30 protein-coding genes are annotated in these 24,251 nt (G+C 49.3%); 18 read left to right on the forward strand and 12 right to left on the reverse strand.

All coding sequences use genetic code 11. The annotated features are described in order from the left end of the window. Positions 1-29: 29 nt before the first annotated feature. The 4 genes from ACQ5ES_RS01255 to ACQ5ES_RS01270 all read left to right on the forward strand — a co-directional run bounded on the left by ACQ5ES_RS01255 (position 30) and on the right by ACQ5ES_RS01270 (position 4,730). Positions 30-1,334, forward strand: coding sequence for a hypothetical protein (locus tag ACQ5ES_RS01255; RefSeq protein ID WP_445014149.1), 1,305 nt, complete (start codon positions 30-32; stop codon positions 1,332-1,334). A gap of 330 nt (positions 1,335-1,664) precedes the next feature. After that, positions 1,665-2,891, forward strand: coding sequence for an acyl-CoA dehydrogenase family protein (locus ACQ5ES_RS01260; RefSeq protein WP_445014150.1), 1,227 nt, complete (start codon positions 1,665-1,667; stop codon positions 2,889-2,891). 1 nt (position 2,892) lies between these two features. Continuing rightward, positions 2,893-3,969, forward strand: coding sequence for a phosphotransferase family protein (locus tag ACQ5ES_RS01265; protein ID WP_445014151.1), 1,077 nt, complete (start codon positions 2,893-2,895; stop codon positions 3,967-3,969). Next, the gene (locus ACQ5ES_RS01270; protein ID WP_445014152.1) at positions 3,966-4,730 is read left to right on the forward strand and encodes an SDR family oxidoreductase; all 765 of its coding nucleotides are present in this window, start codon (positions 3,966-3,968) and stop codon (positions 4,728-4,730) included. The genes ACQ5ES_RS01265 and ACQ5ES_RS01270 overlap by 4 nt, the downstream gene beginning before the upstream one ends. On the opposite strand, the gene ACQ5ES_RS01275 is transcribed toward ACQ5ES_RS01270, so the two are convergent. Both ACQ5ES_RS01275 and ACQ5ES_RS01280 read right to left on the reverse strand, forming a co-directional pair. Then, positions 4,727-5,224 (reverse strand): hypothetical protein, encoded by a 498-nt coding sequence (locus tag ACQ5ES_RS01275; protein ID WP_445014153.1) that lies wholly within the window; start codon positions 5,222-5,224, stop codon positions 4,727-4,729. The genes ACQ5ES_RS01270 and ACQ5ES_RS01275 overlap by 4 nt on opposite strands. A gap of 8 nt (positions 5,225-5,232) precedes the next feature. Beyond that, a complete protein-coding gene (locus tag ACQ5ES_RS01280) occupies positions 5,233-6,192 on the reverse strand; it encodes a pirin family protein (RefSeq protein ID WP_445014154.1) in 960 nt (319 codons plus the stop codon). A 129-nt stretch (positions 6,193-6,321) separates the two neighbouring features. Here ACQ5ES_RS01280 and ACQ5ES_RS01285 point away from each other — a divergent pair, with 129 nt between their 5' ends. The 8 genes from ACQ5ES_RS01285 to ACQ5ES_RS01320 all read left to right on the forward strand — a co-directional run bounded on the left by ACQ5ES_RS01285 (position 6,322) and on the right by ACQ5ES_RS01320 (position 11,604). Further along, complete coding sequence (locus tag ACQ5ES_RS01285; RefSeq protein WP_445014155.1) at positions 6,322-6,498, forward strand: TRADD-N-associated membrane domain-containing protein; 177 nt, start codon at positions 6,322-6,324, stop codon at positions 6,496-6,498. After that, positions 6,491-6,781, forward strand: coding sequence for a hypothetical protein (locus ACQ5ES_RS01290; protein ID WP_445014156.1), 291 nt, complete (start codon positions 6,491-6,493; stop codon positions 6,779-6,781). Before ACQ5ES_RS01285 ends, ACQ5ES_RS01290 begins: the two co-directional genes overlap by 8 nt. 9 nt (positions 6,782-6,790) lie before the next feature. After that, entirely contained in the window at positions 6,791-7,201 is a 411-nt protein-coding gene (locus tag ACQ5ES_RS01295; RefSeq protein ID WP_445014157.1) for a hypothetical protein, read from the forward strand. 3 nt (positions 7,202-7,204) lie between these two features. Next, positions 7,205-7,942 carry a 5-oxoprolinase subunit PxpA gene (locus tag ACQ5ES_RS01300; protein WP_445014158.1) on the forward strand — a complete coding sequence of 246 codons (738 nt, stop codon included), beginning with the start codon at positions 7,205-7,207 and terminating at the stop codon, positions 7,940-7,942. Then, positions 7,939-8,625, forward strand: coding sequence for a 5-oxoprolinase subunit PxpB (gene pxpB / locus ACQ5ES_RS01305; protein ID WP_445014159.1), 687 nt, complete (start codon positions 7,939-7,941; stop codon positions 8,623-8,625). Before ACQ5ES_RS01300 ends, pxpB begins: the two co-directional genes overlap by 4 nt. Then, positions 8,618-9,559, forward strand: coding sequence for a 5-oxoprolinase subunit C family protein (locus ACQ5ES_RS01310; RefSeq protein ID WP_445014160.1), 942 nt, complete (start codon positions 8,618-8,620; stop codon positions 9,557-9,559). The genes pxpB and ACQ5ES_RS01310 overlap by 8 nt, the downstream gene beginning before the upstream one ends. Positions 9,560-9,651: 92 nt before the next feature. Continuing rightward, a complete protein-coding gene (gene glnS, locus ACQ5ES_RS01315; RefSeq protein ID WP_445014161.1) occupies positions 9,652-11,313 on the forward strand; it encodes a glutamine--tRNA ligase in 1,662 nt (553 codons plus the stop codon). Positions 11,314-11,367: 54 nt separating this feature from the next. Further along, positions 11,368-11,604 carry a putative signal transducing protein gene (locus tag ACQ5ES_RS01320; RefSeq protein WP_445014162.1) on the forward strand — a complete coding sequence of 79 codons (237 nt, stop codon included), beginning with the start codon at positions 11,368-11,370 and terminating at the stop codon, positions 11,602-11,604. On the opposite strand, the gene fur is transcribed toward ACQ5ES_RS01320, so the two are convergent. From fur to ACQ5ES_RS01340, 4 genes are all read right to left on the reverse strand, one after another. Further along, positions 11,601-12,047, reverse strand: coding sequence for a ferric iron uptake transcriptional regulator (fur, locus tag ACQ5ES_RS01325; protein ID WP_445014163.1), 447 nt, complete (start codon positions 12,045-12,047; stop codon positions 11,601-11,603). The genes ACQ5ES_RS01320 and fur overlap by 4 nt on opposite strands. A 72-nt stretch (positions 12,048-12,119) precedes the next feature. Continuing rightward, entirely contained in the window at positions 12,120-12,644 is a 525-nt protein-coding gene (fldA, locus tag ACQ5ES_RS01330) for a flavodoxin FldA (RefSeq protein WP_445014164.1), read from the reverse strand. A 40-nt stretch (positions 12,645-12,684) separates the two neighbouring features. After that, positions 12,685-12,900 (reverse strand): DUF2788 domain-containing protein, encoded by a 216-nt coding sequence (locus tag ACQ5ES_RS01335; protein ID WP_445014165.1) that lies wholly within the window; start codon positions 12,898-12,900, stop codon positions 12,685-12,687. A 54-nt stretch (positions 12,901-12,954) separates the two neighbouring features. Continuing rightward, positions 12,955-13,746, reverse strand: a complete 792-nt coding sequence (locus ACQ5ES_RS01340; RefSeq protein ID WP_445014166.1) for an alpha/beta fold hydrolase — start codon at positions 13,744-13,746, stop codon at positions 12,955-12,957. Between the two features lie 83 nt (positions 13,747-13,829). Here ACQ5ES_RS01340 and ACQ5ES_RS01345 point away from each other — a divergent pair, with 83 nt between their 5' ends. Together ACQ5ES_RS01345 and pgm are read left to right on the forward strand one after the other, a co-directional pair. Further along, positions 13,830-14,342 carry a replication initiation regulator SeqA gene (locus ACQ5ES_RS01345; protein WP_445014167.1) on the forward strand — a complete coding sequence of 171 codons (513 nt, stop codon included), beginning with the start codon at positions 13,830-13,832 and terminating at the stop codon, positions 14,340-14,342. Then, positions 14,342-15,979, forward strand: coding sequence for a phosphoglucomutase (alpha-D-glucose-1,6-bisphosphate-dependent) (gene pgm, locus ACQ5ES_RS01350; protein WP_445014168.1), 1,638 nt, complete (start codon positions 14,342-14,344; stop codon positions 15,977-15,979). Before ACQ5ES_RS01345 ends, pgm begins: the two co-directional genes overlap by 1 nt. Here the strand turns inward: pgm and ACQ5ES_RS01355 are convergent. Further along, on the reverse strand, positions 15,976-17,394 hold the full coding sequence (locus ACQ5ES_RS01355) for an MFS transporter (protein WP_445014169.1): 1,419 nt from the start codon (positions 17,392-17,394) through the stop codon (positions 15,976-15,978). The genes pgm and ACQ5ES_RS01355 overlap by 4 nt on opposite strands. Before the next feature lie 67 nt (positions 17,395-17,461). Here ACQ5ES_RS01355 and ACQ5ES_RS01360 point away from each other — a divergent pair, with 67 nt between their 5' ends. Together ACQ5ES_RS01360 and hda are read left to right on the forward strand one after the other, a co-directional pair. Beyond that, positions 17,462-18,511 carry a DUF2066 domain-containing protein gene (locus ACQ5ES_RS01360; RefSeq protein ID WP_445014170.1) on the forward strand — a complete coding sequence of 350 codons (1,050 nt, stop codon included), beginning with the start codon at positions 17,462-17,464 and terminating at the stop codon, positions 18,509-18,511. Beyond that, positions 18,508-19,188: a DnaA regulatory inactivator Hda gene (gene hda, locus ACQ5ES_RS01365; RefSeq protein WP_445014171.1), complete on the forward strand. Its 681-nt coding sequence runs from the start codon at positions 18,508-18,510 to the stop codon at positions 19,186-19,188. Before ACQ5ES_RS01360 ends, hda begins: the two co-directional genes overlap by 4 nt. Here the strand turns inward: hda and ACQ5ES_RS01370 are convergent. From ACQ5ES_RS01370 to arsC, 3 genes are read right to left on the reverse strand one after another with little or no spacing between them, the layout of a single operon-like run. Next, complete coding sequence (locus ACQ5ES_RS01370; RefSeq protein WP_445014172.1) at positions 19,185-19,571, reverse strand: DUF2069 domain-containing protein; 387 nt, start codon at positions 19,569-19,571, stop codon at positions 19,185-19,187. The genes hda and ACQ5ES_RS01370 overlap by 4 nt on opposite strands. Before the next feature lie 8 nt (positions 19,572-19,579). Beyond that, on the reverse strand, positions 19,580-20,161 hold the full coding sequence (gene wrbA / locus ACQ5ES_RS01375) for an NAD(P)H:quinone oxidoreductase (RefSeq protein ID WP_445014173.1): 582 nt from the start codon (positions 20,159-20,161) through the stop codon (positions 19,580-19,582). Beyond that, positions 20,162-20,512, reverse strand: coding sequence for an arsenate reductase (glutaredoxin) (arsC, locus tag ACQ5ES_RS01380; RefSeq protein ID WP_445014174.1), 351 nt, complete (start codon positions 20,510-20,512; stop codon positions 20,162-20,164). Positions 20,513-20,561: 49 nt separating this feature from the next. Between arsC and ACQ5ES_RS01385 the strand changes: the two genes are divergently transcribed. Continuing rightward, entirely contained in the window at positions 20,562-21,023 is a 462-nt protein-coding gene (locus ACQ5ES_RS01385; protein WP_445014175.1) for a TlpA family protein disulfide reductase, read from the forward strand. An 8-nt stretch (positions 21,024-21,031) separates the two neighbouring features. Here the strand turns inward: ACQ5ES_RS01385 and bepA are convergent, their stop codons facing one another. After that, a complete protein-coding gene (gene bepA, locus ACQ5ES_RS01390; RefSeq protein ID WP_445014176.1) occupies positions 21,032-22,486 on the reverse strand; it encodes a beta-barrel assembly-enhancing protease in 1,455 nt (484 codons plus the stop codon). 143 nt (positions 22,487-22,629) lie between these two features. Between bepA and ACQ5ES_RS01395 the strand changes: the two genes are divergently transcribed. After that, a complete protein-coding gene (locus ACQ5ES_RS01395; protein ID WP_445014177.1) occupies positions 22,630-23,727 on the forward strand; it encodes an AI-2E family transporter in 1,098 nt (365 codons plus the stop codon). Here the strand turns inward: ACQ5ES_RS01395 and bcp are convergent. Then, positions 23,724-24,194, reverse strand: a complete 471-nt coding sequence (bcp, locus tag ACQ5ES_RS01400) for a thioredoxin-dependent thiol peroxidase (protein ID WP_445014178.1) — start codon at positions 24,192-24,194, stop codon at positions 23,724-23,726. The two genes, ACQ5ES_RS01395 and bcp, sit on opposite strands and share 4 nt — an antisense overlap. Between the last annotated feature and the right edge of the window lie 57 nt (positions 24,195-24,251).

A 24,251-nucleotide genomic window follows, 5' to 3' on the forward strand; every position in this document is an offset into this window, starting at 1 on the left:
AACTTGGACACTAACGTTGGGTTCTTGTGATGCATAAAAAACTTGTTCTCATTGCTTTGCTAGCCTGCGCCATTGCTATTTGGTTTGCGGCTGCATGGCTGAAAGCTAATTCGATAGCAGTGGTCGACGTCGAAGTGAGCAAAACAGAGCGAGGTGAATGGTTCGTTGCTTATCATTTTGACGAATCCGTTGACCGAGTGACTTTTATTCGTAATCCAGATGCCTCGAGACTGCAGCGTTGGGTGCCTATTGAGTCGAATTATTATCTTGCGGTTGATACTGAGAGTGGAAATGAATATGTGGCACGCACCGACGGGCAAGCATTCAATAGTGTGGCCTTTGCACTGGACCCGACTTATATTGCAGTTAGGAAGGATTACGCGCCATTCTTACCTTTTAGTGACGGCGGAGTTGCGTGGTTCACTGGACGTTTCAAGGTCTGCCCACAAAGCTGTTCTAGTGCCTTAGAATTTTCTTATAACTTCAGTATGCAAGCGCCACTTTCCGATCACATACGGTTGCCCGAGCAATCGGTGCGAGGCGAATTGACTTGGCGAGAGTCGGCCAGCGATGGACAAGTGGTCTATGTTGGCCCGCAGCAGCCAGACGCAGCGATAGAAAATGGTTTTGAAACCATTATCGACCCTATTTTACCGAGCTCGCTCAAACAGCGTTTACGTAAGGATGTACCTCCACTTACTGCTTATTTCAATCAACGTATGCCGCATTTGGAAGCGCAGCCGATGCTATTGGCGTCCTTCAGCCCCACTAGCAATGGACGATTTGGCTACCAGGGTGGAGTCATCGGTAATCAGATGTTACTGCATTGGTACGGTCACAGTATGGCAGAGCGTGTTACGGCCCCCTATTTTGTTGAGGATACCCTGTGGTTTGTAGCGCACGAGTTTGCCCACCTTTATCAAGCAGGACAATTTAGCAATGAACAGGCGTGGATCCATGAGGGGGCAGCAGAATTTATGGCACTCAGCTATTTACGCTCGATTGGCACCAATAGCGTGTATTTAAATCATCGACTACAAGCTGCAAACGAAAAGTGCACCACTACTAATGACACCTTCGAAGTCCATTATGCCTGCGGTCTGTTATGGGCGGCCGATATCGATCAGCAGATTAAACAGCAGTATCCACACGGTTTATTTTTCCTCTGGTATATGTACGTACAGGAAATTGCTGAAGACGCTTATGCCGAAGCGCCGCAACTTTATTTCAAATTATTAACGCAGCTGACCAGTAAAACTTTTGCGCAACAGTTGCGCACCCGTGTTGACCGCCGTTATCAACAATTACCTGTAGTAACTAGCCTTGATCCATAAATTGTTATTTTGCAGCAAGTTGAACTAGTTGGTGTCTGTTGCCATAACTAATGAAGGTTAAATTAAATGCTCACAGATTTTTGGCAAAGACTGAGGCAAAAGGGTATGGGGTCTACAAGGCAAGTAGTCACATCACTGGGTTGCCGGTGCACACATCTCGTTTCCGGGTATTGGCCGTGTGAAGGAAGCAGGTGACGGCTACCGTTGGGTACCCGCCAATTATACAACGCGTATCGACTAACCTGCGCTGGCACAAGTTTCGTTATTGATCGGATCAGCAATGCTCTCTACAATCATTTAAACGATTGTTTGAAAAAGGCCAGAAACAAGATGGATTTTAGTCCCAGTGAAAAGACGCTCGATTATCGTAAACGTCTGATTAAATTTATAAAAGAAAACATCGAGCCGATTGAAGATAACTATCATAAAGAAGTTCGTCGACTTAACCCTGACGGTAACTGGCGAGACTGGCAAGCCCCGCCTTTAGTGGCTGAGTTAAAAACTAAAGCACGCGAACAGGGGTTGTGGAACCTGTTTTTACCGGATGCTGAACTTGGTGCTGGTTTGACAACCATCGAGTATGCACCTCTAGCTGAAGTCATGGGCCATAGTATGCTGGCCCCGGAAGTATTCAACTGTAATGCACCCGACACCGGCAATATGGAAGTGCTTTATCATTTTGGTAGTGCCGCGCAAAAACAACAATGGCTTAAACCACTACTTGCTGGCGAGATCCGCTCCGTGTTCTGTATGACGGAACCTGATGTTGCCTCTTCAGACGCGACCAATATGCAGACCTCAATTGTTGCTGATGGTAATGCGGTGGTTATCAATGGCCGGAAGTGGTGGTCGACTGGGCTTGGTCACCCTGATGCCAAGTTTGCCATTGTGATGGGGCTTACTGACGCTGATGCCGCCAAGCATCAGCGTCATTCTATGGTTATCGTGCCGTTAGACGCTGCTGGGGTGAACATCGAGCGAATGTTACCGGCGTTTGGTGAATACGATGCGCCTTACGGTCATGGTGAAGTGCGCTTTGATAATGTCCGGGTACCGAAAGAAAATCTTATTGCAGGTTTGGGCGATGGTTTTAAAATTGCGCAAGGTCGTCTAGGTCCGGGGCGGATACATCATTGTATGCGCGCACTGGGAGCCGCTGAGAAGACTTTACAGCTGTTCATGCAGCGTGGACAAGAGCGTATTGCTTTTGGCCGGCCGCTGTTGCAGTTGGGGGGCAATATGGAGCGCGTCGCTGACATGCGTATTGCAATAGATCAGGCGCGTTTATTAACCTTTTTTGCCGCCTGGAAAATCGATCAGGTGGGGGCGATGAAAGCATTGTCCGAGATATCGGCCATTAAAGTGGCTGCACCCAATGTGTTGCAACGGGTGGTGGATGAAACTATCCAGCTCTACGGCGGTGCTGGGATGAGTCACGATACGCCATTAACGCAATTGTTTGCACTAGCTCGTGCGTTGCGTATCGCCGACGGTCCGGACGCCGTGCATCGAGCCACTATTGCAAAAGTTGAACTGAACAAGTACCAGGAGCGCTAGTATGACCGAGCAGCGCTTAGAAGATAAAGCCGGTGAGGTGCGCGAGGGGGAGGAGTTACCCACCGCCAAACTTGCTACCTACTTGCGCGACCAATTCCCAGAACTTGAAGGTGACTTAACGGTAACCCAATATGCAGGCGGTGCGTCGAACTGGACCTATCGCCTGCAGTTTGCAAATGCTGACTGGATCCTGCGCCGACCACCGGCAGGCACCAAAGCGGCGTCAGCGCACGATATGGGGCGCGAATACCGGTTGCAAAGTGCGTTACAACCGGTGTATCCCTATGTGCCCAAGATGCTCCATTACACCGATGATGAGGGCATTATCGGTGCTGAGTTTTACATTATGGAGCGGGTTGCTGGGATTATTCCGCGCAAAAATATGCCACGCGATTTACAGTTGAGTGAAACGCAGACTGGCCAGCTTTGTGAGAACGCGCTGGATTGTCTGATCGAATTGCACCAGATAGACATTTATCAGCATGGTCTTGATAAACTTGCCAAAGGCGAGGGTTATACCGAGCGTCAGGTACTGGGCTGGAATAAACGCTACCGCCAGGCGAAAACCTGGAATGTGCCGAAAAGTAAAAATATCATGGCATGGCTGGAACAAAATCGCCCGCAAAACGAACGCTTATGCATGACGCACAATGATTTTAGGTTTGATAACCTGGTGCTCGACAGTGCTGATCCTACCCGAATTATTGGCGTTTTGGACTGGGAACTTGCAACCTTAGGTAATCCATTGATGGATCTCGGTAATAGCTTGGCCTATTGGATCGAAGCCGATGATGATGCCATTGCGCGCTCGACGCGCCGTCAACCCACACATCTGAAAGGTATGTTGACCCGCAAAGAGGTGGTTGAATACTACTGCCAACGGATGGACGTGAATGTCGCTGACTTTACGTTTTACGAAGTCTTTGGATTATTTCGTCTAAGTGTTATCGCACAGCAAATCTATTACCGCTACCACCACAAACAGACGCGCAATCCGGCGTTTAAGAATTTTTGGTTCTTGGTGCATTACTTACACTGGCGTTGTCGCCGATTGATCAAACAGCAGGGGAAAGCATGACTCACGCAGTACGTAAAACCATATTAATTACTGGTGCGAGCTCTGGCTTAGGTGAGGGTATGGCGCGCGAATTTGCCAAGCAAGGGCGCAATCTCGCGTTGTGTGCACGTCGCACCGAACGCTTAGAGCAGTTGCAGACCGAGTTAGCCGAAGCTTATCCGGACAGCAAAGTGAGTATTAAAGCACTGGATGTTAACGATCATGATGCTGTCTTTCGGGTATTCAAAGAGTTTAAAGCTGAATTCAGTGAACTCGACCGGGTCATCGTAAATGCTGGAATGGGCAAGGGTGCATCATTAGGCACCGGTTATTTCTATGCCAACGTGCAAACCGCACAGACCAATTTTGTAGGGGCTCTGGCACAGTGCGAGGCTGCGTTAGAAATTTTCCGTGAGCAAAATAGTGGCCACTTAGTGACCATCAGTTCGATCAGTGCATTGCGCGGTATGCCGCGGGCAATGACCGTTTATGCTGCGACCAAAGCGGGCTTGTTATCATTGACCGAGGGGATTCGTGCCGATTTAATTAAATCGCACTCACCGATCAAAGTGAGTTGTATATTGCCGGGCTATATTCGTTCAGAAATTAATGAAAAAGTGAAGAATACGCCCTTTATGATCGACAATGCCACGGGCTGTCGGTTACTGGTTAAGGCGATCGAAAAAGAGCCTGTGCAATCGTTCGTGCCAACCTGGCCATGGGCTGTTATCGGTTTTTTGATGAAACGCCTGCCGCTCAAAATGGTCATGAAGCTGGGCTAATCAAGCAGTCTATCGTCGGTAATTAAAGTACATTGGTCCACCCGCTCGGTAGCGATACTGAGCGTGCGCGCGCCGCCAGTTTTTAATTCATAAATAAACGACGTTGCCGGGATATTCAGCTCGCCACGTGAGTTGTTATGCATGATCGTCAGTTGTCGCTCATCGACGCTCAGCTGCAGACAGCCACTGGCAAGCGGCGCTGTGGCTAGGCGTTGCCATTCCTCAGTGACCACTTTATAAGTCCATACTTCGTAGCCTTTCCAGCTGAGGTCATTACCACGTTGGCACTGATGCAAATACAACTGCGCCTCGGTATCTACGGTGGTAAGGGTCTGCATCGCTTGACAGTCGGCGGCGGTTGGGGGATCGGGTTCGTAGACTGACAGTTGATAAATTAATACCGCAATAAAGAATACGGTCAAAGTAATACCGGCCGCTAAAAACCAGAGTCCGACGCGTTTGGTGAAATTGCTAAGGCTACGGATGAGTCCCATGAACTACCTTATTTTTTAATTTGTGCGTTGAGTTCTGGTGCGATTAGCCGTTCACCAGCGTAGTGCGTGACTCGGCCGAACCGTTCGTGTTCTGTATTCCATTGTTGTTGTGCTTGTTCGATGCGTTGTGGCTGACTACTGACAAAATTCCACCACATGTGTACCGGATTCGCAAAGGCTTCACCGCCAAGTAATAACACCAGACTATCGGCGGCGAGTTCCAGTGTGAGTCGCTCGCGATCGCCCCCCAAAAAAAGCAGCTCATGGGAAGTCACTTTTTTGCCTAAACAGTCGATTCGGCCGGATACCACATACAAGCCGTACTCAAATTCGCTATTGAGCCGTAACTCGCTGACTGCCACCCGCGGCGTCTGTAGTTGTAATGCAAGCAAGGGATGAAATTGTAACGCTGGGGAATGATAACTGCGCTCACGGTCATGGTAATCACCAACTATGAGGGTGGCCTGAACATCACCAATAGCAAAGTGGGGAATTGCCTTGTAGTGATCAAAGCGTGCTGTGGTCTCTTCATCCGTTTCGGGTAATGCAGCCCACAATTGCAGGCCATGTAACGGGTCGCTAACGTGTTGAGCAGCTACTTCGGCATGAGAGATACCGCGGCCTGCGGTCATCAGGTTCAATTCGTTGGCTCGTAACGGCTGCTGGTAACCTTGACTGTCCTGATGCAGTAATTGACCAGAAAATAACCAGGTGATGGTCTGTAAACCAATATGAGGGTGCGGGGCGACATCAAATTGTTGATAATCAGCGGGGGCCACGGGACCAAAATGATCAAGAAAACACCATGGGCCGATCATTTTCAGATTAGGTTGTGGCAAACTTCTGAATACTCGCAGCTGCGGTGTGAGCTGACGGGGCAGGGCCGGCAGTACAGCAGCTTCGCGGCGCAAATGCTCCGATTCGCAGGAGATGGGTTGCGCTTCGCTATCGTTTTTGGTTCGCGTCATGGTGATGCTCCATCGCAGCTATTAAACGCAGTATGCCATTAGAATAACAATGCGTCGATATACGACCCTTCGCTGACTTCCTTATTAGGCTAATATTAGTTAAGGTTAGAGCAAGTACAAGGAGCCTTTATGATTTATGCCATTATCATTATTATTGTCGGCATTGCGGTGTTCTTCAGTGGTATTTGGGAACAAAGTTTAGTTACGATTATTCTCGGTGCGCTGCTGGAGCTTATCGGTTGGGTTAGCTTCTTTTTTAAATGGCGTGCTGCTAAAAAACAAGGAAATATGACAAAAAATGACTAGTAGTATCACAAAACGTATAGGTTCGCTGGCGGTGATCGTCGCAGGGTTGTTGGCTGCAGTATTGGCGCCGGCAGGTGGTAACACTGCCAGCTGGCGTTGGTTTGGACTGTTTTTGGTCGTCTTAGGTGTGTATTTCTTGCTTGGTCAAAAAACCACAGCTGAACAGCGTACCGTCGCGGCACAGCAACGCTCAGACACCCCACCGCTGCGTTGGTATCAGTCACCGATTTTATGGGTGCCGATTATCGTGGCAATAATCGCAATTTTGTCACTCGCAGTTTAGGAGTAGGCTATGTCGCTTACCAAACGTTTAATAATTCTGGCTGGCTTAGTCGGCTTGATGTTTTATAACGCTAGTGTGGAACAGTTATGGGCGACAATAGTGGATTATCAGTTGGGCTGGTACAAACTGGGTGTGCCCTTAGCCTGGGGTTTAATTTTGGGCGCTTTGGTGAATCTAATCGGATTGCAGCAACTACGCAAATGGCTTGAGCCATTAACTTTTATCGCTGCTGCTTTGATTACTTTAGGGCTTACCGGGGCGGCGGCCGTATATGCCGCGCACCAGCAAGGTGGTTTGATTTTGCCACCCTTGTCGATCAGTGCTGTAGGTCTTGGTATTTATTTATTTGTTTATAGTTACGCGCGTTTCGCTGCGCACAAACGTGGTGACACGCCGGCCGAAGAAAAGAAAGAATCGTAAAGTATGGATCTTAATTGTGACTTAGGTGAGGGCTACGGTGTCTGGCGGATCGGCGATGATGCTGCAGTTATGCCGTTTATTGACCGGGCCAATATCGCTTGTGGCTTTCATGCTGGAGACTTCGCCATCATGCAGCACACAGTGCGTCTGGCGAAACAACACAAGGTACTGATCGGCGCCCATCCAAGCTACCCGGATCGGCATGGTTTTGGCCGACGTGCTATGCGTTTCAGCACTGATGAACTGCGGGCGATGTTGCTGCACCAAATTGGTGCCTTAGCTGCGATTTGTCATGCCGAACAAGTACCGCTTAGTTATGTGAAACCCCATGGAGCCATGTACAACGCGATGCAATCCGATAGCCAATTATTTGAGACGGTTGTGCGAACTCTCAGCGAACTAAATCGCGGCCGCGCAGAGCCTTTAGCGTTAATGACGCTGGCCAAGCTCCACCGTGAAACTGAACAAACCTTAGCCGCCAAGTATCAGGTACCACTGTTATTCGAAGCCTTTGCCGATCGTTGTTACGAAGCCAACGGTGAGTTGCGGGCGCGGGAGTTTGAGGGCGCCGTACTAAGCGATGAAGCCGCCATAGTGGAACAGGCGCTGGCGTTCGCTGCCGGTCGTGCGATTCAAGCCCACAATGGTAGTGAGCTGCGCTTAGCAGCCGATACCCTCTGCGTACACGGCGATAATCCACATGCGCTGGCCGCGGTAAAAGCTATCCGTGCACAATTATGAGTATGAACTGGAAATTTCAAACCGCTGCGGCTGACGCCCTGATGGTGCAGTTTGACGCCCGTATTGATCTTAGTATCAATGGCAAAGTCCATCAGCTAGCGAAGCGATTGCAAGCCGAGCACCACAGTTGGTTGCGCGAGGTGGTGCCGAGTTATTGCAGTCTATTGTTGTATTACAATGTATTGGAATGCAACGAGGCACAGGTTAAGCGAGCGTTAAAGCCGCTGATCGATGAGGTTGTACAAAGTGCGGATGATAAAGCTATTGATTGTCAGCATCATGAAATCGCCGTTTGCTACGATCCTGAATTAGCCGCCGATTTAACAGCTATTGCTGACCATATTCAGGGTTCTGTTGAGACTGTGATTGATCTGCATACGGCACCTACCTATCACGTTTATACCCTGGGTTTTGCACCTGGCTTTGCTTATTTGGGCGATGTAGATGAACGTTTACGTATGCCGCGTCACGCTACGCCACGGCAAAAGGTACCACGTGGCAGTGTAGCGATTGCTGAGCAGCAAACCGCAATTTATCCGCGCACCTCACCCGGCGGCTGGCAACTGATCGGCCGCGCCGTGCAAAGACCAGAGCTTAATCCGGGTGACACAGTGACCTTTAAAGCTATTAGTCGTGAACAGTATGACCGGTTATGCGATGCGCAAGGAGTCAAACATGACTGAATTGCTGGGCATCCAACAGCCAGGTCTGCTGGCAACCTTACAAGATCTGGGCCGTTTCGGTTATCAGGCGCAAGGCATCACAGAGGGCGGGCCTATGGACGAACGCGCATTCTTGTGGGCCAATCGATTACTGGGTAACCCCTACAACGCGGCGCAGATTGAAATAACTCTTGGTCAATTTAAAGCACAGTTTTCCCGTGCGACGTTATTTGTCGTGACCGGCGCTGATTTTCCATTGAAACTAAACGACAAAACAGTAAAAAGCTGGCGCGTGACTCAAGCACAGGCCGGCGATACCCTTGCCGTGGGCAGCAATGAATCTGGTTTACGGTGCTATTTGGCGGTTCCCGGTGGCTTCCAGGCGAAACCGGTATTTGGCAGTGTTGCCACTGTCGTCCGCGATGGCCTGGGGGGGCTGCGTCAGCAGGGACAGCCCCTACAAAGTGGCGATGTTTTGACTGCCGCAACGGGCGTTAGTAAAACCCTCGAGAGTCGTCGTCCGAGTAGCTCGGTGGTGACAGCAATACCGAATCGTCCGGTGTTGTCATTGGTTCCGGCCGCACAGGTTCAACAGTTCAGTCGCACTGCTCGCCAACTGTTGGTGAAACAGACCTATCGAGTAACTGAAAAACACGATCGCATGGGGGTGCGGCTGCAAGGTCAACAAGCTTTGCCGGATAGTCCCGCGAGTATGATCTCTGAGCCACTACCAATAGGAAGTGTGCAAGTGCCGGCGGATGGACAGCCAATTGTAATGATGAATGATCATCAGACCTTGGGAGGGTATCCGAAAATTGGCGTGTTGAGTTGGACCGCACGCAGTATTTTGGCACAACTGCCCGCGGGTCGAAAATTCCAGTTTCGTTGGCTTGAACTTGCCGAAGCCCAGCGTGAACTTCGACAAGTTTGGCGGTTTTTTAACATCCAACGCTAATTGTCGCTGCGCACCCTAGCGTAAGCCTTGCCAGCCGCCTCATAAACTGCGATCATAACGCTCATTTTTTGATGTTTGGAGAAGTAAATTCCATGGCAGCCGACGCGCCTCGCAGTAACTTTATACGTCAGATCATCGATAAAGACCTCGCTAGTGGCAAACACAGTCAGGTTCACACGCGCTTTCCTCCTGAACCTAACGGTTTCTTGCATATCGGGCACGCGAAATCGATCGTATTGAACTTTGGTATTGCCGAAGATTACCAAGGTACCTGTAATTTACGTTTTGACGACACTAATCCACTTAAAGAAAAAGTCGATTTTGTCAATTCAATTCAGGCAGACGTGCGTTGGTTAGGTTTTGAGTGGGAAGGCAAACCACGTTATTCTTCAAACTACTTTGATCAGTTACATGGTTTTGCTGTTGAACTGATTGAGAAAGGCTTAGCTTACGTCGACTTTTCCAGCCAGGACGCCATGCGGGAAATGCGTGGTACATTGAAAGAGCCAGGGGTAAATAGCCCTTATCGTGATACTTCGATTGCCGAAAACCTCAAGCATTTTGCCGACATGACAGCTGGCAAACATGAAGAGGGTAAGGCCGCATTGCGCGCCAAGATCGATATGAGTTCGCCATTTATGGTGTTACGTGATCCGGTTATTTACCGAGTTCGGTTTGCGCACCATCATCAAACTGGGGATAAGTGGTGCGTCTATCCGATGTACGATTTTACCCACTGTATTTCGGATGCCCTGGAAGGCATCACTCACTCGCTATGTACCCTTGAGTTTCAGGATAATCGCCGATTATACGATTGGGTGTTGGATAACATCAGTGTTGATAGTCATCCCCAACAAATTGAGTTCTCTCGCCTGAATCTGCAATACACGGTAATGAGCAAGCGTAAACTGCATCTGTTGGTGGAAGAGGGTAAAGTGAGTGGATGGGATGACCCGCGCATGCCTACCATCGCTGGTATGCGTCGTCGCGGTTATACACCAAGCTCAGTGCGTGAATTCTGTCACCGTATTGGGGTGACAAAAATGGATAATCAGGTTGAAATGAGCATGCTTGAAGCTTGTATCCGTGATGAATTGAACCATGGCGCACCGCGAGCACTGGCGGTGTTAGATCCGGTCCGTTTGGTTATAGAAAATTACCCAGAGGGTGAAGTTGAGGCGCTGCAAGCACCGAATCATCCGAACGATGACAGCATGGGCACTCGCGAAGTACCTTTTTCCCGTGAAATCTACATTGAACGTGAAGATTTCCGTGAGTCGGCGAATAAGAAGTACAAACGTCTGGTGTTAGAGAAAGAAGTGCGACTACGTAATGCCTACGTGGTTAAAGCTGAACGCGTCGATAAAGATGTGGATGGTAATATTACCACTATCTACTGCACATACGACCCAGAGACGTTGGGTACCGATCCGGCTGATGGCCGTAAAGTGAAAGGCGTGATTCATTGGGTCGCTGCCGAACACGCACAGCCAGCGGAGTTCCGTTTGTACGATCGCTTGTTCCAGGTGCCTAACCCAGCCGCGGAAGATGACTTCTTCAGTACTTTAAACCCAGATAGTCTGGTCATAAAACAGGGGTTTGTCGAGCCAAGTATGGCAGCGGCTGCAGCAGATCAGCCGTTTCAGTTCGAGCGTATCGGTTATTTCTGTGTAGATAGTCAAGACAGTTCAGCAGAACATCTGGTGTTCAACCAAACTGTAGGCTTGCGCGATACCTGGAACGACCAGGCATAACCTTCGTCGTTCGCTGACGGCCAAACGCTAGCGCCGCAGCACTAAGGAAAGTTTATGCAATGTGTATTTGAGGCCGATAACGTGGTGGAAGCCGAGTTGGTGAAAGGTCTACTCGAATCTGAAGGTATTGATTGTCATAGCGGTGGTTTTTACTTACAGGGTGCAGTCGGTGATCTCGCAGCGACTGGATTTGCTAAAATTTGGGTTGCCGACGATGATTGTGGCAAAGCATTAGCGCTTATAAAACGTTACGACAGTGGTGAGTTTGCAATTAATGACGACGCTGACTAATCAGCGTCGGCTTGGTTATGCTCGCAGTTATCGGGGCTTTTGCACTCGCCATAAAGATAGAGGCTGTGATTGGTAAGCTTGATATTTTTCTCTTTCGCCACCTTCAGCTGGCGATCTTCAATGACACCGTCTTCGAATTCGAACACATGACCGCAAGTCAGGCAAACCAGGTGGTCGTGGTGATCTTTGGCGCTGAGTTCGAACACTGAGCGGCCACCTTCAAAATGGTGACGGGTGACAATACCGGCGTCGTCAAACTGGTTTAGCACACGGTAAACGGTCGCTAAACCAATTTCTTCATTCTGCTCGAGCAGAATTTTGTATACGTCTTCCGCACTGATGTGCTGATTATTTGGATTCTTTAAAATCTCAAGAATTTTAACTCGCGGAGAGGTGACCTTCAGCCCTGCTTTTTTAAGTTGTTGTTCGCCGTTGCTGCTCATTAGAATCCACTTTCTCGTTGTTTATGCTTGTCGCCATTATAGGCAAAGTTCAGCTAGAAAGGGAACGACCAATTAAGCTAATTGGTCGAGACCCATTTCATCACGCAGTTGTGCACACCATTGTTCCACACGTTCTTTGGTTAATTCGGGCTGGCGGTCTTCGTCGATACCTAAGCCGATAAAATGGTCGTCGTCGACCAATCCCCGTGAAGCTTCAAATTCGTAGCCAGCTGTTGGCCAATGACCAATAATAATGCCGCCTCGTGCTTCGACGATATCACGGACTGTACCCATGGCATCAAGAAAGTATTCAGCGTAATCTTCCTGGTCGCCGCAACCAAATATAGCAATGAGCTTATTGTTGAAATCGATTTCTTCGAGTTCTGGGAAAAAGTCATCCCAATCACACTGGGCTTCGCCGTAATACCACGTTGGGATACCAAACATCAGCAAGTCGTACCCGGCGATATCTTGTTTGCTTGATTTTGCAATATCGAAGACATCGATGAGGCTTTTACCTAAGTCTTTCTGAATCATTTGAGCAACTGCTTCGGTATTACCTGTATCGCTACCGAAGAAAATTCCAACACTAGCCATAGTTGTGCTACTACCTTAATTGAAATGAACGGAGTACTGGTTAAATACCAGCTTCCCAAATTACCTGAATAATACCTTTGGCGATAAAGCCGGCGCAGCCAAGAAACAGCACCAACCAAACGAACCAACGGCCAAACCTGGGTACGTTACTCTTGTTGAGCACGTCTTGAATGGCGAGACCAATGAGAATAAAAAGTATGCCTAGGGCAATATTGGTGCCCAGAATCTCAATGGTTTCGAAATGCTCTGACAACATAGCAGCAACACCCGTTCAGCCAAAATAAGACGGCAATTATAACACGCACGGGCATTAGGTGCGAGAATGTTGCTCGAGAAAACCCCGCGCCAAACGGTTAAAAATACGCGGCTTTTCCGCGTGTAACCAATGACCAGTCCCTTCAATGATTTTGATATCGACCTCACTAAAACGTGAAGTGACTGCATCGCGATGTGCTTCAGTGAGATAGTTGGAATCGCCACCCTTAATAAAAAGAACAGGACCGTCGTATTGGCCTTCACGAACTCCTGCGGAAATTTCGTGATAGCAGCGATCAATCACTGGTAAATTCAGACGCCACTGGTAGCCATCGTGTTCGGGTTGCAGGTTTTTTAACAAAAACTGTCGAACACCGCGGGTTTCGATGTACTCTGCCAACTGGATATCAGCATCCTTACGATTACCAACATTGGTTAGGTCGACAGCTTCCAATGCATCAAGCGTCTCTCGATGACGTGCATCGTATTTTACCGGGGCAACGTCAGCAATGATAAGTGACTGTACATAATCAGGATAAGTTAAGGTAAATTCCATGGCTAACTTGCCACCCATTGAGTGACCGACCAGACTTAGTTTTTTGACTTTAAGAGTATCGAGTAGACGTTTTACGTCCTCAGCCATCGCCGCATAGGTCATGGTTTCACTGTGAAACGAGTCACCGTGATTGCGACAGTCGATTAAAATCACCCGATGGTCAGTTTCGAGGTCGCGTGCTAAGCGTTTTAGATTATCCAAGTCACCAAACAGGCCGTGGATTAAGAGTACGGTAGGGCCTTTTTTGCCCATGATTTCGTAATTTACTAAGTTCTGTTCTGCATCTGACATATTGAATTCCTGTACCCCTGTGGTCTGTTGAGTATAATAGCCTGCATAACGTCAGCTATAAACCTAAAAGAAGCGAACAGCGCATGACTAAACGGATTGAAATTGATGACGACATCTATCGTCATATCGCCAGCCACACTCAGCATATTGGCGAAAGTGCTTCATCTATCTTACGCCGCCTGCTGGGCTTAGATCAAAATGGTACGCAAGTGAGCCAAGCAACAGCAGTTGAGCCTCCGGTTGCCGAGAAAGCGCACGGACGTACGATTTTCGATAGTATGACCAGTGCTGATTTGGCTGGTCAACGCAGTGTGGTCGCTCGTTTTCTATACATTTTGGCGATGCTGCATAAATGCCATCCCGAGATGTTTCCTAAAGTGCTGCAAATAAGTGGCCGCGATCGCCAGTATTTTTCGCGTAGTGCAGCTGAGCTGGAAGCGAGCGGTACCAGTACCAATCCCAAGCAAATTCCTAATTCTGATTTTTACGTGGTGACCAACAACAATACCACTCGCAAGAAGTCGATGCTGAATCACGTTGCGCTCGAATTGGGGTATAGTCAGGCTGAAGCGGAAAAAATAAGGGACTTTTTGTAATGTCACTACATCCTCGCGCCGGACAACCGGCACTACCGGAAGATTTAACTAATATTGCGCAATTGGTCAGTGCTTATTTTGTTAACGAAGTAGATCCTCGTCAAGCGGCGCAAAAAGTAAAGTTTGGCACTTCCGGGCATCGCGGCTGTGCGTTGCAGCACTCGTTTAATGAAGCCCATATACTGGCCATCAGTCAGGCCTTGGTTGCTTATCGTCACGAACAGGGTATTACCGGGCCTTTGCTGTTAGGTCGTGATACCCATGCGCTATCTGAAGCGGCGTACATGACCGCGCTTGAAGTGTTTATTGGCAATGGCATTGAAGTGCATGTTCAAAGTGACGATGGCTATACCCCTACACCGGTGATTAGTCATGGCATTTTGCGCTACAACCAAGGCCGTACCAGTGGCCTCGCTGATGGTGTGGTCATTACCCCGTCGCATAATCCGCCCACTGACGGAGGCTTCAAATACAATCCGCCGCATGGTGGCCCCGCGGGCAGTGATGCTACCCGCGTCATCGAGAAGTATGCCAATGCGTTGTTGTCTTCGCAGCTAATGGGTGTCAACGCTATAAGCTATGCTGAAGCGCGTGCCAGTGATTTGTTTAAACAAGTAGACTGGCGTAGTCAATACATCGACGAGTTGACGCAAGTTATTGACCTGGAAGCGATTAGCAAGGCTCAATTACGGATTGGTGTCGATGCTATGGGGGGAGCCGGGGCAAGCTATTGGCGACTTATCGCGGAGCGTTATCAGCTTGATATTGATGTTTACAACGAGCAGGTGGACGCCAGCTTTCGCTTTATGAGTCTGGATAAAGACGGCAAGATCCGCATGGATTGTTCGTCACCGCAGGCTTTGGCAACGCTGCTACACATCAAAGACGACTATGCGGTTGCGGTGGCAAGTGATCCGGACTATGACCGGCATGGTATTGTCAGCCCCAAACACGGTTTGCTCAATCCAAATCACTATCTGGCAATCGCCATTGATTACCTGTGCAGTACGCGCAAGTGGAACGCCAATTTGGCGATTGGCAAGACCCTGGTCTCAAGTGCACTCATAGACCGTGTTGTTGCGAAACATAAGCGTAAGTTGTTAGAGATGCCCGTTGGCTTTAAATGGTTTGCCCCTGGTTTAGCGGATGGAACTCTTGCTTTTGCTGGTGAAGAAAGTGCCGGCGCTACATTTCTTGATCGTCAGGGACAGCCCTGGAGTACCGATAAAGACGGTATTATTTTAGCGTTGTTAGCAGCAGAGATTGTTGCGGTAACAGGCGATGATCTGGGCGATTATTATCAGCGACTTTGCGCGGAACATGGCACCAGTTACTACCGTCGTCTGGATGTCGCGTCGACCCCAGAATTGAACAAGGGCTTTGCCGGACTCCGCGCGTACAAACTGGAACTTGCCGAGCTTGCCGGTGATGCGGTGGTCGAGATGATGACCAAGGCACCGGGGAACGACGCCATTATTGGTGGCATTAAAGTGACCACAGCGAATGGTTGGTTCGCTGCACGACCGTCAGGAACTGAACCGATCTATAAGATTTACAGTGAGAGTTTTGTCAGCGAGGAACACTTAACGCAACTTGCTGAAGAAGCACAATCTCTCGTTCAACAGTGGCTCACCTAGGACGGCGAGCTACTTTTTTGTTGTTCGGTGTTGGCTTCTTCTTCTGCTGCCGCTTGTTCGGCATGTTGCTCAGCTTGGTACTCGTGCTCGTCGACCAAACTGGTCAACAATTCGTCAGAGGTTTGCGACGGCCCCAGCATTGCATAGCTGCTACTAAATTGGTCTTCAGCTCTGGCCCGACGAGTGACGCGGTACAATGAATACAGGCACACAATGAAGGTGAGTACCATAAGCAATAAGAAGAAGTAATCAACTGCACCAAATTGCATCAGTGCAGCAACTGCCGGTGCACCGATAATCGAACCTATTCCACCAACTTTAATGATAGCGCCGGTTGCACCAATCATCTGGTCTTTTTCAAGGTAGTCATTGGTATGCGCCATGCCGAGCGAATAGAGTGGCATAACACAAGCGCCAAACAGCCCGACGCACAAGTAGATAAGCCAAACCAAAGAAACGCCAAGCTGCGACAGCACCAACGCCATAATAGCACCCAGGCCAGCGCAAGCGGCCATGATGATGCGGCGGTCAAAGCGATCCGATAATAAGCCGATTGGCCCTTGTGCCAGCATGCCACCAAGAATGAATGACGCCATAAATAGTGAGACTTCGGCAATACTTAAGCCAATATAGAGCGCATACATCGGGCCGATACCGTAAAACATCGAATAACAGGCTTGCATGATAAAGGCATTGACGATGCCCAACGGCACTAACTTAAACAGGCTAAGAATGGCGACTTTCTTGGGCTCGTGAGTGGTTGGCTCGACGGTGACACTGATTAAAATTGGAATGAGCGCCAAGTTGATGAGCAGGGCGACCAGAGCAAAGGCCATGAAGCCGGCAGGGTCAGCAACACCGAGTAGCAGCTGGCCGACAACTAAGCCGGCGTAAATTAAAACTAAGTAAACTGAGAGTAAAGTCCCTCGGTTTTTATTGTCGGCCATGGTATTTAACCAGCTCTCGACAATCACAAAAATAGCTGAGATGGCGAAACCCGTTACGAAACGCATGACAAACCAGACCACCGGATCAATCCAAATGGCTTGGATCAGGATCGATGCGGCGGCTAACGCAGCAAGACCACCAAACGCACGAATATAACCCACACGGCGGATATCTTTTGGTGCCCGAGTGGTGCCAAATAGAAAACCAATAAAATACGCTGACATGATGATGCCGGTTGTTAGCGTACCGAAGTCTTCGATAGTGGCGCGCAGACTAAGGAGAGTACTGGTCATGCCTACGCAGATGCCGATCAGCGTGATACTGCTAAGAAGTGAGCTAATGGCGCGTAGCTGTTGTTTTAGCATGCCGTGAATCCCTTGGTTCGTTAGGTTAAAGCTTGGTGGTCTGGAAAGCGCGGAAAGTGTAGCACGGATGATGGTTTTCGGAAACGCTAAGAGGTTATCCACAGCTTGTTACTTGCTCGTATCTCCAGGCCTGTTTATGATGTGCAAAGAATGAGGAATTGAGGCAGTTATGCAGCGACTTATTATTATCATTTGGTTTGCTATTGCGGCTTGTTTGCTGCCTGTTCAGGCAGCGGAGGAAGTGACTGAACTTTATCAACACCGCGTGCAAGTGAATAGTCAGGCTGCGAGTGAACGTAATGCAGCACTGCAGGATGCCTTGCAAGCTACATTGTTAAAGCTTACCGGTGACAGTTCGGTTATCGAGCATCCGGCAGTTGCCGAAGCAATGCGTAACGTGCGCAATTTTATCGTGCAGTACGGTTACCAACAAGACGAACAATTGTGGTTGTGGGCGCAATTCGATCAGCCCCAGGTGGATCGCTTGATTCAGCAGGCTGGCTCAGGGATCTGGAGTAACATACGGCCAAAATTATTAATCTGGTTGGTGGTTGAAGAGCAGAACCTTTCGCGCAATCTTATGGCCTCAGACAGCGAAGCCATTATTGTTCAACAGCTACGAAATGCTGCACGGCAGCGTGGCCTGCCGATACAGCTGCCCTTGCTTGATTTGAATGACACCATGACGCTTTCAGTTATCGATGTGTGGGCGCGCTTCATGGACACTATCAGGTTCGCAAGTGCCCGCTACAGTGCTGATGGTATTGTTGTTGCCCGGGTCTATCAAACGGATCCAAGTTCCGCCATAAGTGACACATGGATGGCCGACTGGACCCTTAATTTTGGTGAACTGCGCTGGAGTGGCGAAGTGACGGCAATGGATAAAAGTGAGCTCGGCAGCAAAGTTATTAGCGCAGTCACGGAAGAACTGGCGCAACGCTACCGGATCGGCACTGAAGCTGATGTTATCAACCGCTGGCAGATAACCATTCATAATCTAACGAGTCTTGAGACGACCATTGCCGCAGAACAACTGTTGATGAACCTGCCGGCGATTCTCGATGTACAACTTATCGGCTACGGCAATCATGCGGCTCGCTTTGAATTGACCATGCAAGCAGATCCAGCGCGGATCCGCCAGGCCATTGATTTGAGTAAACGGTTGCAACCTGTGGATACGGAAAATAGTGCTGAATTTAGGTGGGTGACCACCCAATGACGTTGCAGCAGTTGCCGCTTAATGTGCAGTTACCAGCCAATGAGACGTTCACCACCCTGATCACAGGACCGAATGACGAAGCGGTGGGTTTAGCGCGCGCTGGTGAACAGTCACTGGTTTACTTTTGGGGTCGTCAGGGGGTTGGCAAAAGTCATTTGTTGCATGCCACCTGCGCCGCCGCACAAGAGCAAGTCATGTACCTGCCGCTGGCAGAGCTGCGCAATACTGTGTCGGCACAGGTCCTACGCGGATTGGAGCTGTATTCGTTGCTATGTTTAGATGATATAGATGCTGTGATCACTGACGAAACCTGGTGCTTCGAGCTTTTCGCTTTGTTGAACCGAGTACGTGACGCACAGACGGGTAGGGTTTTGGTGACCGCTAACTGTTCACCGGCGCAACTTGCAGCCGCTTATCCAGATGTTCAGTCGCGTTTAAGCTGGGGCGTCGTGGTGCAGCTTCACACGCTCAATGATGCCGAAAAAGTACGTGCTTTACAGGTTCGTGCACGCGCTATGGGGCTGGCGTTGCGGCAAGACACCGCATTGTTCATGGTGCAGCGATTAGGGCGTGATTTGGTCAGTTTAATTCACTGTCTCGAACGGCTGGATAAAGCCTCAATAGCAGCGCAACGTAAACTGACCATTCCGTTTGTTAAAGCGATTCTGGCTATTTAATTTTTTTCGTCCTTGAGCTTTTTCAAGCCCAGACCAAGAGCGCGGCCTTGATGGCGCGCATACAAGGTGCAGCCAGCAAAGGCTAAAGTTGTCAAAACCAACTCAGTGAGCGCCCACAGACGTTGTTCCGGAGCGATGTAGAGCATGGTTAAGCTGTGGAGGAAATACCACATCAAAATAAAGTTGGCCCATGCATGTGTGTAAGGCTTCCCCTTAGCAATGCCATACATTGGGAAAAGCAAGGGAAGAACATAGAATAGAGCACGAAATAAAGCCGATTGCTCGCTATGAGAGGTGCCGAATTGCCAGGTGACAACACAGATAAACAGGGCAAAGTAGCTCACTAGTGCGAGCCAACGGTAGCGGGCGATCGCTGCAGTCATAATTCGATTCATTCCTCGGTTTCAGTTAGACGAAAAGCGGCTTTAGCAACTCGTGAGCCAAGTTGCTCAGCGAGAGTCAGCTCATGTTTACTCAAACGAGCGCCAGCCGCATGCTCTACGTGTGACGCTCCGTAAGGCGTACCGCCAGCTGTTGTTTGTTGCAGTTCTGGCTCAGTATAGGGCAGGCCGAGTACCATCATGCCATGGTGCAACAGTGGCACCAGCATCGACAGTAGCGTAGTTTCCTGACCGCCATGCATGGAACTGCTTGAAGTAAACACCGCTGCAGGTTTATCCACCAGTGCACCACGTAACCATTCTTTCGAGGTTTGTTCCCAGAATTTTTGCAGGCCGCTGTACATGTGGCCAAAGCGGGTCGGGCTACCGAGCACCAAACCGTCGCATTGCGCGAGTTCATCGGTGGTTAGTACCAAGTCGCGAGCGCTAGCTGCCTCAGCATCGCTGGTGACAGTGCGGAGCAAGGGTTCAGCCCCGGCTTTGCGAACACCATTGGCAATGGCGTCGGCCAGTTGCTGAGTACTACCATTACGGCTGTAGTACAAAATGATAATGTTGCCGCGCGCGCTCATTTAGAGGATCTCCTCAACCGCTTCGGGCGGCCGACCAAGGCGTGCTTGCGAACCTTTAACAACGATAGGGCGTTCGATAAGCTTGCGATGGGCCAACATAGCTTCGATAAGTTTGTCTTCGTCGTGTTCGTCTTTAAGCTGCAACTCTTGGTACGCGTCTTCTTTTGAACGCATCAGTTCACGCGCGGAAACAAAGCCAAGTTTACTTAGCAAGTCTTTAATGTCATCCGCAGTAAGTGATTCCTTAAGATACTCAATAACAGTTGGCTGAATGCCTTTTTCTTCTAGCAAAGCCAGGGTTTGACGGCTTTTCGAACAACGAGGGTTGTGATAAATGCTAACTTCAGACATGCTAACTTCCTTCAGAGTCTTAATAGATAGATAGCATAAGGGAATCAGTATGTGTTGTCGATTTTTGTCCGTTGTTCGCTTACTGGTGATGGCAGCGGTTTTGAGCGCTTGCGCGCCGGCCGCAGACTTTCACACGAACCAAGGTGAGCAGTACCGTTGGCAAGAGTTACAGGGCCAATACGTTATTGTTAATTATTTTGCTGAGTGGTGTGCACCGTGTTTGCGTGAATTACCTGAGCTGAACGAGTTTTACGCGGAGCATGGCGCCTCGGCAAAACTTTTCGGAGTTAGTTTTGATGGTCTGACGAACGATCAATTGGCCGCGCTTCGCGCTGAGTACGCGATTGATTTTCCGTTGATTCTTAATCAGCCACCAGCAAACTTACCGTTTCCGGCGCCGGGCATGCTGCCGGCAACCTATGTGGTGACGCCAACAGGCGAAGTCAAAGGCCCATTATTGGGAGAGCAAACTGAAGCGAGTCTGTTGCGCGCGATTGACACAGACCAGTGAGAAGCTGGTTATCTCAACTTCTCAAGTTGTTGCTTCAATGCCATAAGCTGTTCAATGCGCGCCTGTAAGCGCCGCTGTTCGAGCGTGCTTGAGCTATCGCGGTGAGCGCGATGCAGACTATCAATGGCTTGATCAAATTGCCCATGTAATGCCTGCAACTCTGCCCGTGTTTCATGCATTGTGCTGGTATCACCACGTTGGCGATAGGCATCGACCAACAGTGACAGAGCGAGCACATTCTTTGGTTCGCGGATCAGATAATCACGCAATAACTCTATTGCTAAATCTAGCTTGTCAGCCTGCATAGCAGCATTGGCGAAGTTAATGGTAATGGTCTGCTCGTTGGGCATCCGTTGATAGGCTTGGCGCAGCATTTCTAGCGCCTCAGCGTAGCGCTTTTGGGCGAGTAAAATATCGGTCTGCACATCCAGATAAAAAGTATTGTAGGGATCTTTTTCTAGCAGTGGCGCTAGCGCGTTTGCTGCTGCCTGCGGTTGATCCGTGTCCAACAGCGCAATAGCCAGACCATAGCGTGCCGCAGTTGCAATGGTTGGATTAGGGTCATTCATGTCATTGCGTGCGGCAATTGCGTTGTAGCTGCCGATATGACGCACAAGGACACGATACTTGGCTAACCAGAATGCTAACTCCTCGCGTTGCACTTGCATAGTTTGTCTTAGACGCTCGGCACGGAGACGGGTATCAGCGATGCGTGATTCACTCAACGGGTGAGTCATTAACATTTCTGGAAGCTTGCTGGCGTAACGGTACTTTTCCGCCAGGCGGCCGAAGAAGTCCGGTGCGCCCATCGGGTCAAAACCAGTTTCAGCGAGAATAGTGATACCGATGCGATCCGCTTCTTGCTCGAATAACCGGGTGTAGTTGATACTGCGTTGTTGCATGCCCGCCATGCTCGCAGACATCGCCGCCATACCAAGTTCAGGATTGACGATGCCGAGTAAAATTGAGCCGAGCATGGTGGCGATTGTGGCGGGTCCGCTGCGCTCCATTGCATCCATGTTACGCACAATATGACGTTGTGAAACGTGCGCTATCTCGTGTGCAAGCACGGAAGCGAGCTCTGATTCGTTGCGTGTTTCAGCAATGAGTCCAGTATTAACGCCGACATGGCCACCGAAAAACGCAAAGGCATTGATTTGATCTTGATTGACCCAGAAGAATTTAAACGGAAAGTTTACATCATTGGTGTTACGTACCAAGCGAGTGCCAACATCATGTAAGTAGCCATTTAAAACCGGATCGCCAACAATCGGCACGGATGCGCGGATTTGTCGCATGTACATATCGCCGACGGCGAGTTCCCGATCAATCGACATGACACTGCCACCGGCGGTACCGATATCGGGCAAACGGGTTTGTTGGGCAGCGGTGGTTGCTGACGAAAATGCGAACAGCAAACCGATGGACAGGGTCGCAATGCGCGACAACAACGAGTACAACATAAATTTACCTAGCAGCTACGGCTTCTTGATAGAGTCCACTATAGGTAAAAGGTTCCCACTTTTGAATAGTTTAAATTGTATAAACTGCGGTAACACGGCTATCATGTGGTTTAGCAACCCTCAAGTATGGAGATGTCAGCGGAATGTGGGACTATTTGAAGGTCTGGTACAAGCGCAAGTTCTCTGATCCAGACGCGATTACGTTATTCCTGTTGATCGCAGTACTCTTTTTGCTGATCCTGTTTTTCGGTAATTTATTGGCGCCGATTCTGGTTGCCGTTTCACTTGCCTATCTGCTTGATTGGCCGGTACAACGTCTGCAGAGTATGGGATTGACCCACCTGATTTCGGTGCTGATCGTTTTTAACTTGTTTATTGCGCTGAATGTACTGCTGATATTATTTTTGGTGCCGGTAATATGGCAGCAAAGTATCACCTTAATTGCTGAGTTACCGGAAATGTTTAGCGCCGTCAGGGAACAGCTAAACCGCTTGCCGGAATTGTTCCCAGGCTACATTAGTGAGATGAATATCCATCAAATGATGGATAATCTGAATCAGCGGGTGATTGCCTTTGGTGAAACCATTATTAGCCAGTCATTGAGCCGCCTGATAGGTATTATGGCGTTACTTATCTATCTGATCGTGGTGCCACTGTTAGTGTTTTTCATGCTGAAAGATAAACGCGAGTTATTGGGGCACCTGAGCCGCTCCTTACCAGCGAATCGACGCTTGATATCGCAAGTTAGCGATGAAATGAACTTGCAAATTATGAACTATATTCGTGGCAAGGCGCTTGAAGTGGTTATTGTCGGCGGTTTTACCTACATTGGATTTGCATTTTTTGACTTGCGCTACGCGGCGCTGCTTGCCGTTTTGGTTGGCCTGTCGGTGCTGATCCCATACATCGGAGCGGCGGTGGTAACCTTGCCGGTAGCGCTGGTCGGGTTGTTCCAGTTTGGCTGGAGCCCAATGTTCGCCTACGTGATGATCACTTACCTTATTATTCAGGCGTTAGATGGTAATTTGCTGGTGCCGTTGTTGTTTTCTGAGGCAGTAAGTCTGAACCCAGTTTACATTATCGCAGCAGTCTTAATCTTTGGTGGTTTATGGGGGTTTTGGGGAGTGTTTTTCGCGATTCCATTGGCGAGCTTGGTGAAAGCGGTGATTACTGCGCTGTCGAGCAATGAGCCGATCGCCCCTCAATACGAGAGTAAATCGGCGGGTTCGAACTCGGATTAGCCGGCTTGGAGCGTATCAAGGACCACCTGATGGTGGTCTTTGGTTTTGAATTTATCAAAGACCTCAGCCAGTGTGCCATCCTGATTGATGAGAAAACTAATACGATGGATACCGTCATATTCGCGGCCCATGAACTTCTTCAGTCCCCAGACGCCAAAGGCTTCAGCGACGGCATGATCTTCATCACTAAGCAGGGTGAAATTTAGCTCGTCTCGCTCAGTAAATTTAGCTAAACGCTTCGGCGCATCAGGACTAATACCCACGGTGATTACATTGTGCTTGGCGAGTTCCGCTTGATGGTCACGCAACTGCTGTGCTTGCACTGTGCAGCCCGGTGTCATGGCTTTTGGATAGAAATAGACCAATACTTTGCCTTGTTTTAATAATTCAGTCAGTGCGACCTGCTGTTCATTGGCATCACTTAACGTAAACTGTGGTGCTTTATCTCCAACTTTTAACGTGTTCATAATTATCCTCGTAGGGTTGCAGGTAGAATGGGTGAGACATAGTGCTTATCTTAAGCA

It is taken from the genome of Pseudidiomarina xizangensis (genome assembly GCF_052541995.1).

What these genes read in the sequence shown, in the direction of transcription:
- ACQ5ES_RS01255 (WP_445014149.1), top strand. Translation starts at nt 30, where the DNA reads ATGCATAAAAAACTTGTTCTCATTGCTTTGCTAGCCTGCGCCATTGCT.
- ACQ5ES_RS01260 (WP_445014150.1), top strand. Translation starts at nt 1,665, where the DNA reads ATGGATTTTAGTCCCAGTGAAAAGACGCTCGATTATCGTAAACGTCTG.
- ACQ5ES_RS01265 (WP_445014151.1), top strand. Translation starts at nt 2,893, where the DNA reads ATGACCGAGCAGCGCTTAGAAGATAAAGCCGGTGAGGTGCGCGAGGGG.
- ACQ5ES_RS01270 (WP_445014152.1), top strand. Translation starts at nt 3,966, where the DNA reads ATGACTCACGCAGTACGTAAAACCATATTAATTACTGGTGCGAGCTCT.
- ACQ5ES_RS01275 (WP_445014153.1), bottom strand. Translation starts at nt 5,224, where the DNA reads ATGGGACTCATCCGTAGCCTTAGCAATTTCACCAAACGCGTCGGACTC.
- ACQ5ES_RS01280 (WP_445014154.1), bottom strand. Translation starts at nt 6,192, where the DNA reads ATGACGCGAACCAAAAACGATAGCGAAGCGCAACCCATCTCCTGCGAA.
- ACQ5ES_RS01285 (WP_445014155.1), top strand. Translation starts at nt 6,322, where the DNA reads ATGATTTATGCCATTATCATTATTATTGTCGGCATTGCGGTGTTCTTC.
- ACQ5ES_RS01290 (WP_445014156.1), top strand. Translation starts at nt 6,491, where the DNA reads ATGACTAGTAGTATCACAAAACGTATAGGTTCGCTGGCGGTGATCGTC.
- ACQ5ES_RS01295 (WP_445014157.1), top strand. Translation starts at nt 6,791, where the DNA reads ATGTCGCTTACCAAACGTTTAATAATTCTGGCTGGCTTAGTCGGCTTG.
- ACQ5ES_RS01300 (WP_445014158.1), top strand. Translation starts at nt 7,205, where the DNA reads ATGGATCTTAATTGTGACTTAGGTGAGGGCTACGGTGTCTGGCGGATC.
- pxpB (WP_445014159.1), top strand. Translation starts at nt 7,939, where the DNA reads ATGAGTATGAACTGGAAATTTCAAACCGCTGCGGCTGACGCCCTGATG.
- ACQ5ES_RS01310 (WP_445014160.1), top strand. Translation starts at nt 8,618, where the DNA reads ATGACTGAATTGCTGGGCATCCAACAGCCAGGTCTGCTGGCAACCTTA.
- glnS (WP_445014161.1), top strand. Translation starts at nt 9,652, where the DNA reads ATGGCAGCCGACGCGCCTCGCAGTAACTTTATACGTCAGATCATCGAT.
- ACQ5ES_RS01320 (WP_445014162.1), top strand. Translation starts at nt 11,368, where the DNA reads ATGCAATGTGTATTTGAGGCCGATAACGTGGTGGAAGCCGAGTTGGTG.
- fur (WP_445014163.1), bottom strand. Translation starts at nt 12,047, where the DNA reads ATGAGCAGCAACGGCGAACAACAACTTAAAAAAGCAGGGCTGAAGGTC.
- fldA (WP_445014164.1), bottom strand. Translation starts at nt 12,644, where the DNA reads ATGGCTAGTGTTGGAATTTTCTTCGGTAGCGATACAGGTAATACCGAA.
- ACQ5ES_RS01335 (WP_445014165.1), bottom strand. Translation starts at nt 12,900, where the DNA reads ATGTTGTCAGAGCATTTCGAAACCATTGAGATTCTGGGCACCAATATT.
- ACQ5ES_RS01340 (WP_445014166.1), bottom strand. Translation starts at nt 13,746, where the DNA reads ATGTCAGATGCAGAACAGAACTTAGTAAATTACGAAATCATGGGCAAA.
- ACQ5ES_RS01345 (WP_445014167.1), top strand. Translation starts at nt 13,830, where the DNA reads ATGACTAAACGGATTGAAATTGATGACGACATCTATCGTCATATCGCC.
- pgm (WP_445014168.1), top strand. Translation starts at nt 14,342, where the DNA reads ATGTCACTACATCCTCGCGCCGGACAACCGGCACTACCGGAAGATTTA.
- ACQ5ES_RS01360 (WP_445014170.1), top strand. Translation starts at nt 17,462, where the DNA reads ATGCAGCGACTTATTATTATCATTTGGTTTGCTATTGCGGCTTGTTTG.
- hda (WP_445014171.1), top strand. Translation starts at nt 18,508, where the DNA reads ATGACGTTGCAGCAGTTGCCGCTTAATGTGCAGTTACCAGCCAATGAG.
- ACQ5ES_RS01370 (WP_445014172.1), bottom strand. Translation starts at nt 19,571, where the DNA reads ATGACTGCAGCGATCGCCCGCTACCGTTGGCTCGCACTAGTGAGCTAC.
- wrbA (WP_445014173.1), bottom strand. Translation starts at nt 20,161, where the DNA reads ATGAGCGCGCGCGGCAACATTATCATTTTGTACTACAGCCGTAATGGT.
- arsC (WP_445014174.1), bottom strand. Translation starts at nt 20,512, where the DNA reads ATGTCTGAAGTTAGCATTTATCACAACCCTCGTTGTTCGAAAAGCCGT.
- ACQ5ES_RS01385 (WP_445014175.1), top strand. Translation starts at nt 20,562, where the DNA reads ATGTGTTGTCGATTTTTGTCCGTTGTTCGCTTACTGGTGATGGCAGCG.
- bepA (WP_445014176.1), bottom strand. Translation starts at nt 22,486, where the DNA reads ATGTTGTACTCGTTGTTGTCGCGCATTGCGACCCTGTCCATCGGTTTG.
- ACQ5ES_RS01395 (WP_445014177.1), top strand. Translation starts at nt 22,630, where the DNA reads ATGTGGGACTATTTGAAGGTCTGGTACAAGCGCAAGTTCTCTGATCCA.
- bcp (WP_445014178.1), bottom strand. Translation starts at nt 24,194, where the DNA reads ATGAACACGTTAAAAGTTGGAGATAAAGCACCACAGTTTACGTTAAGT.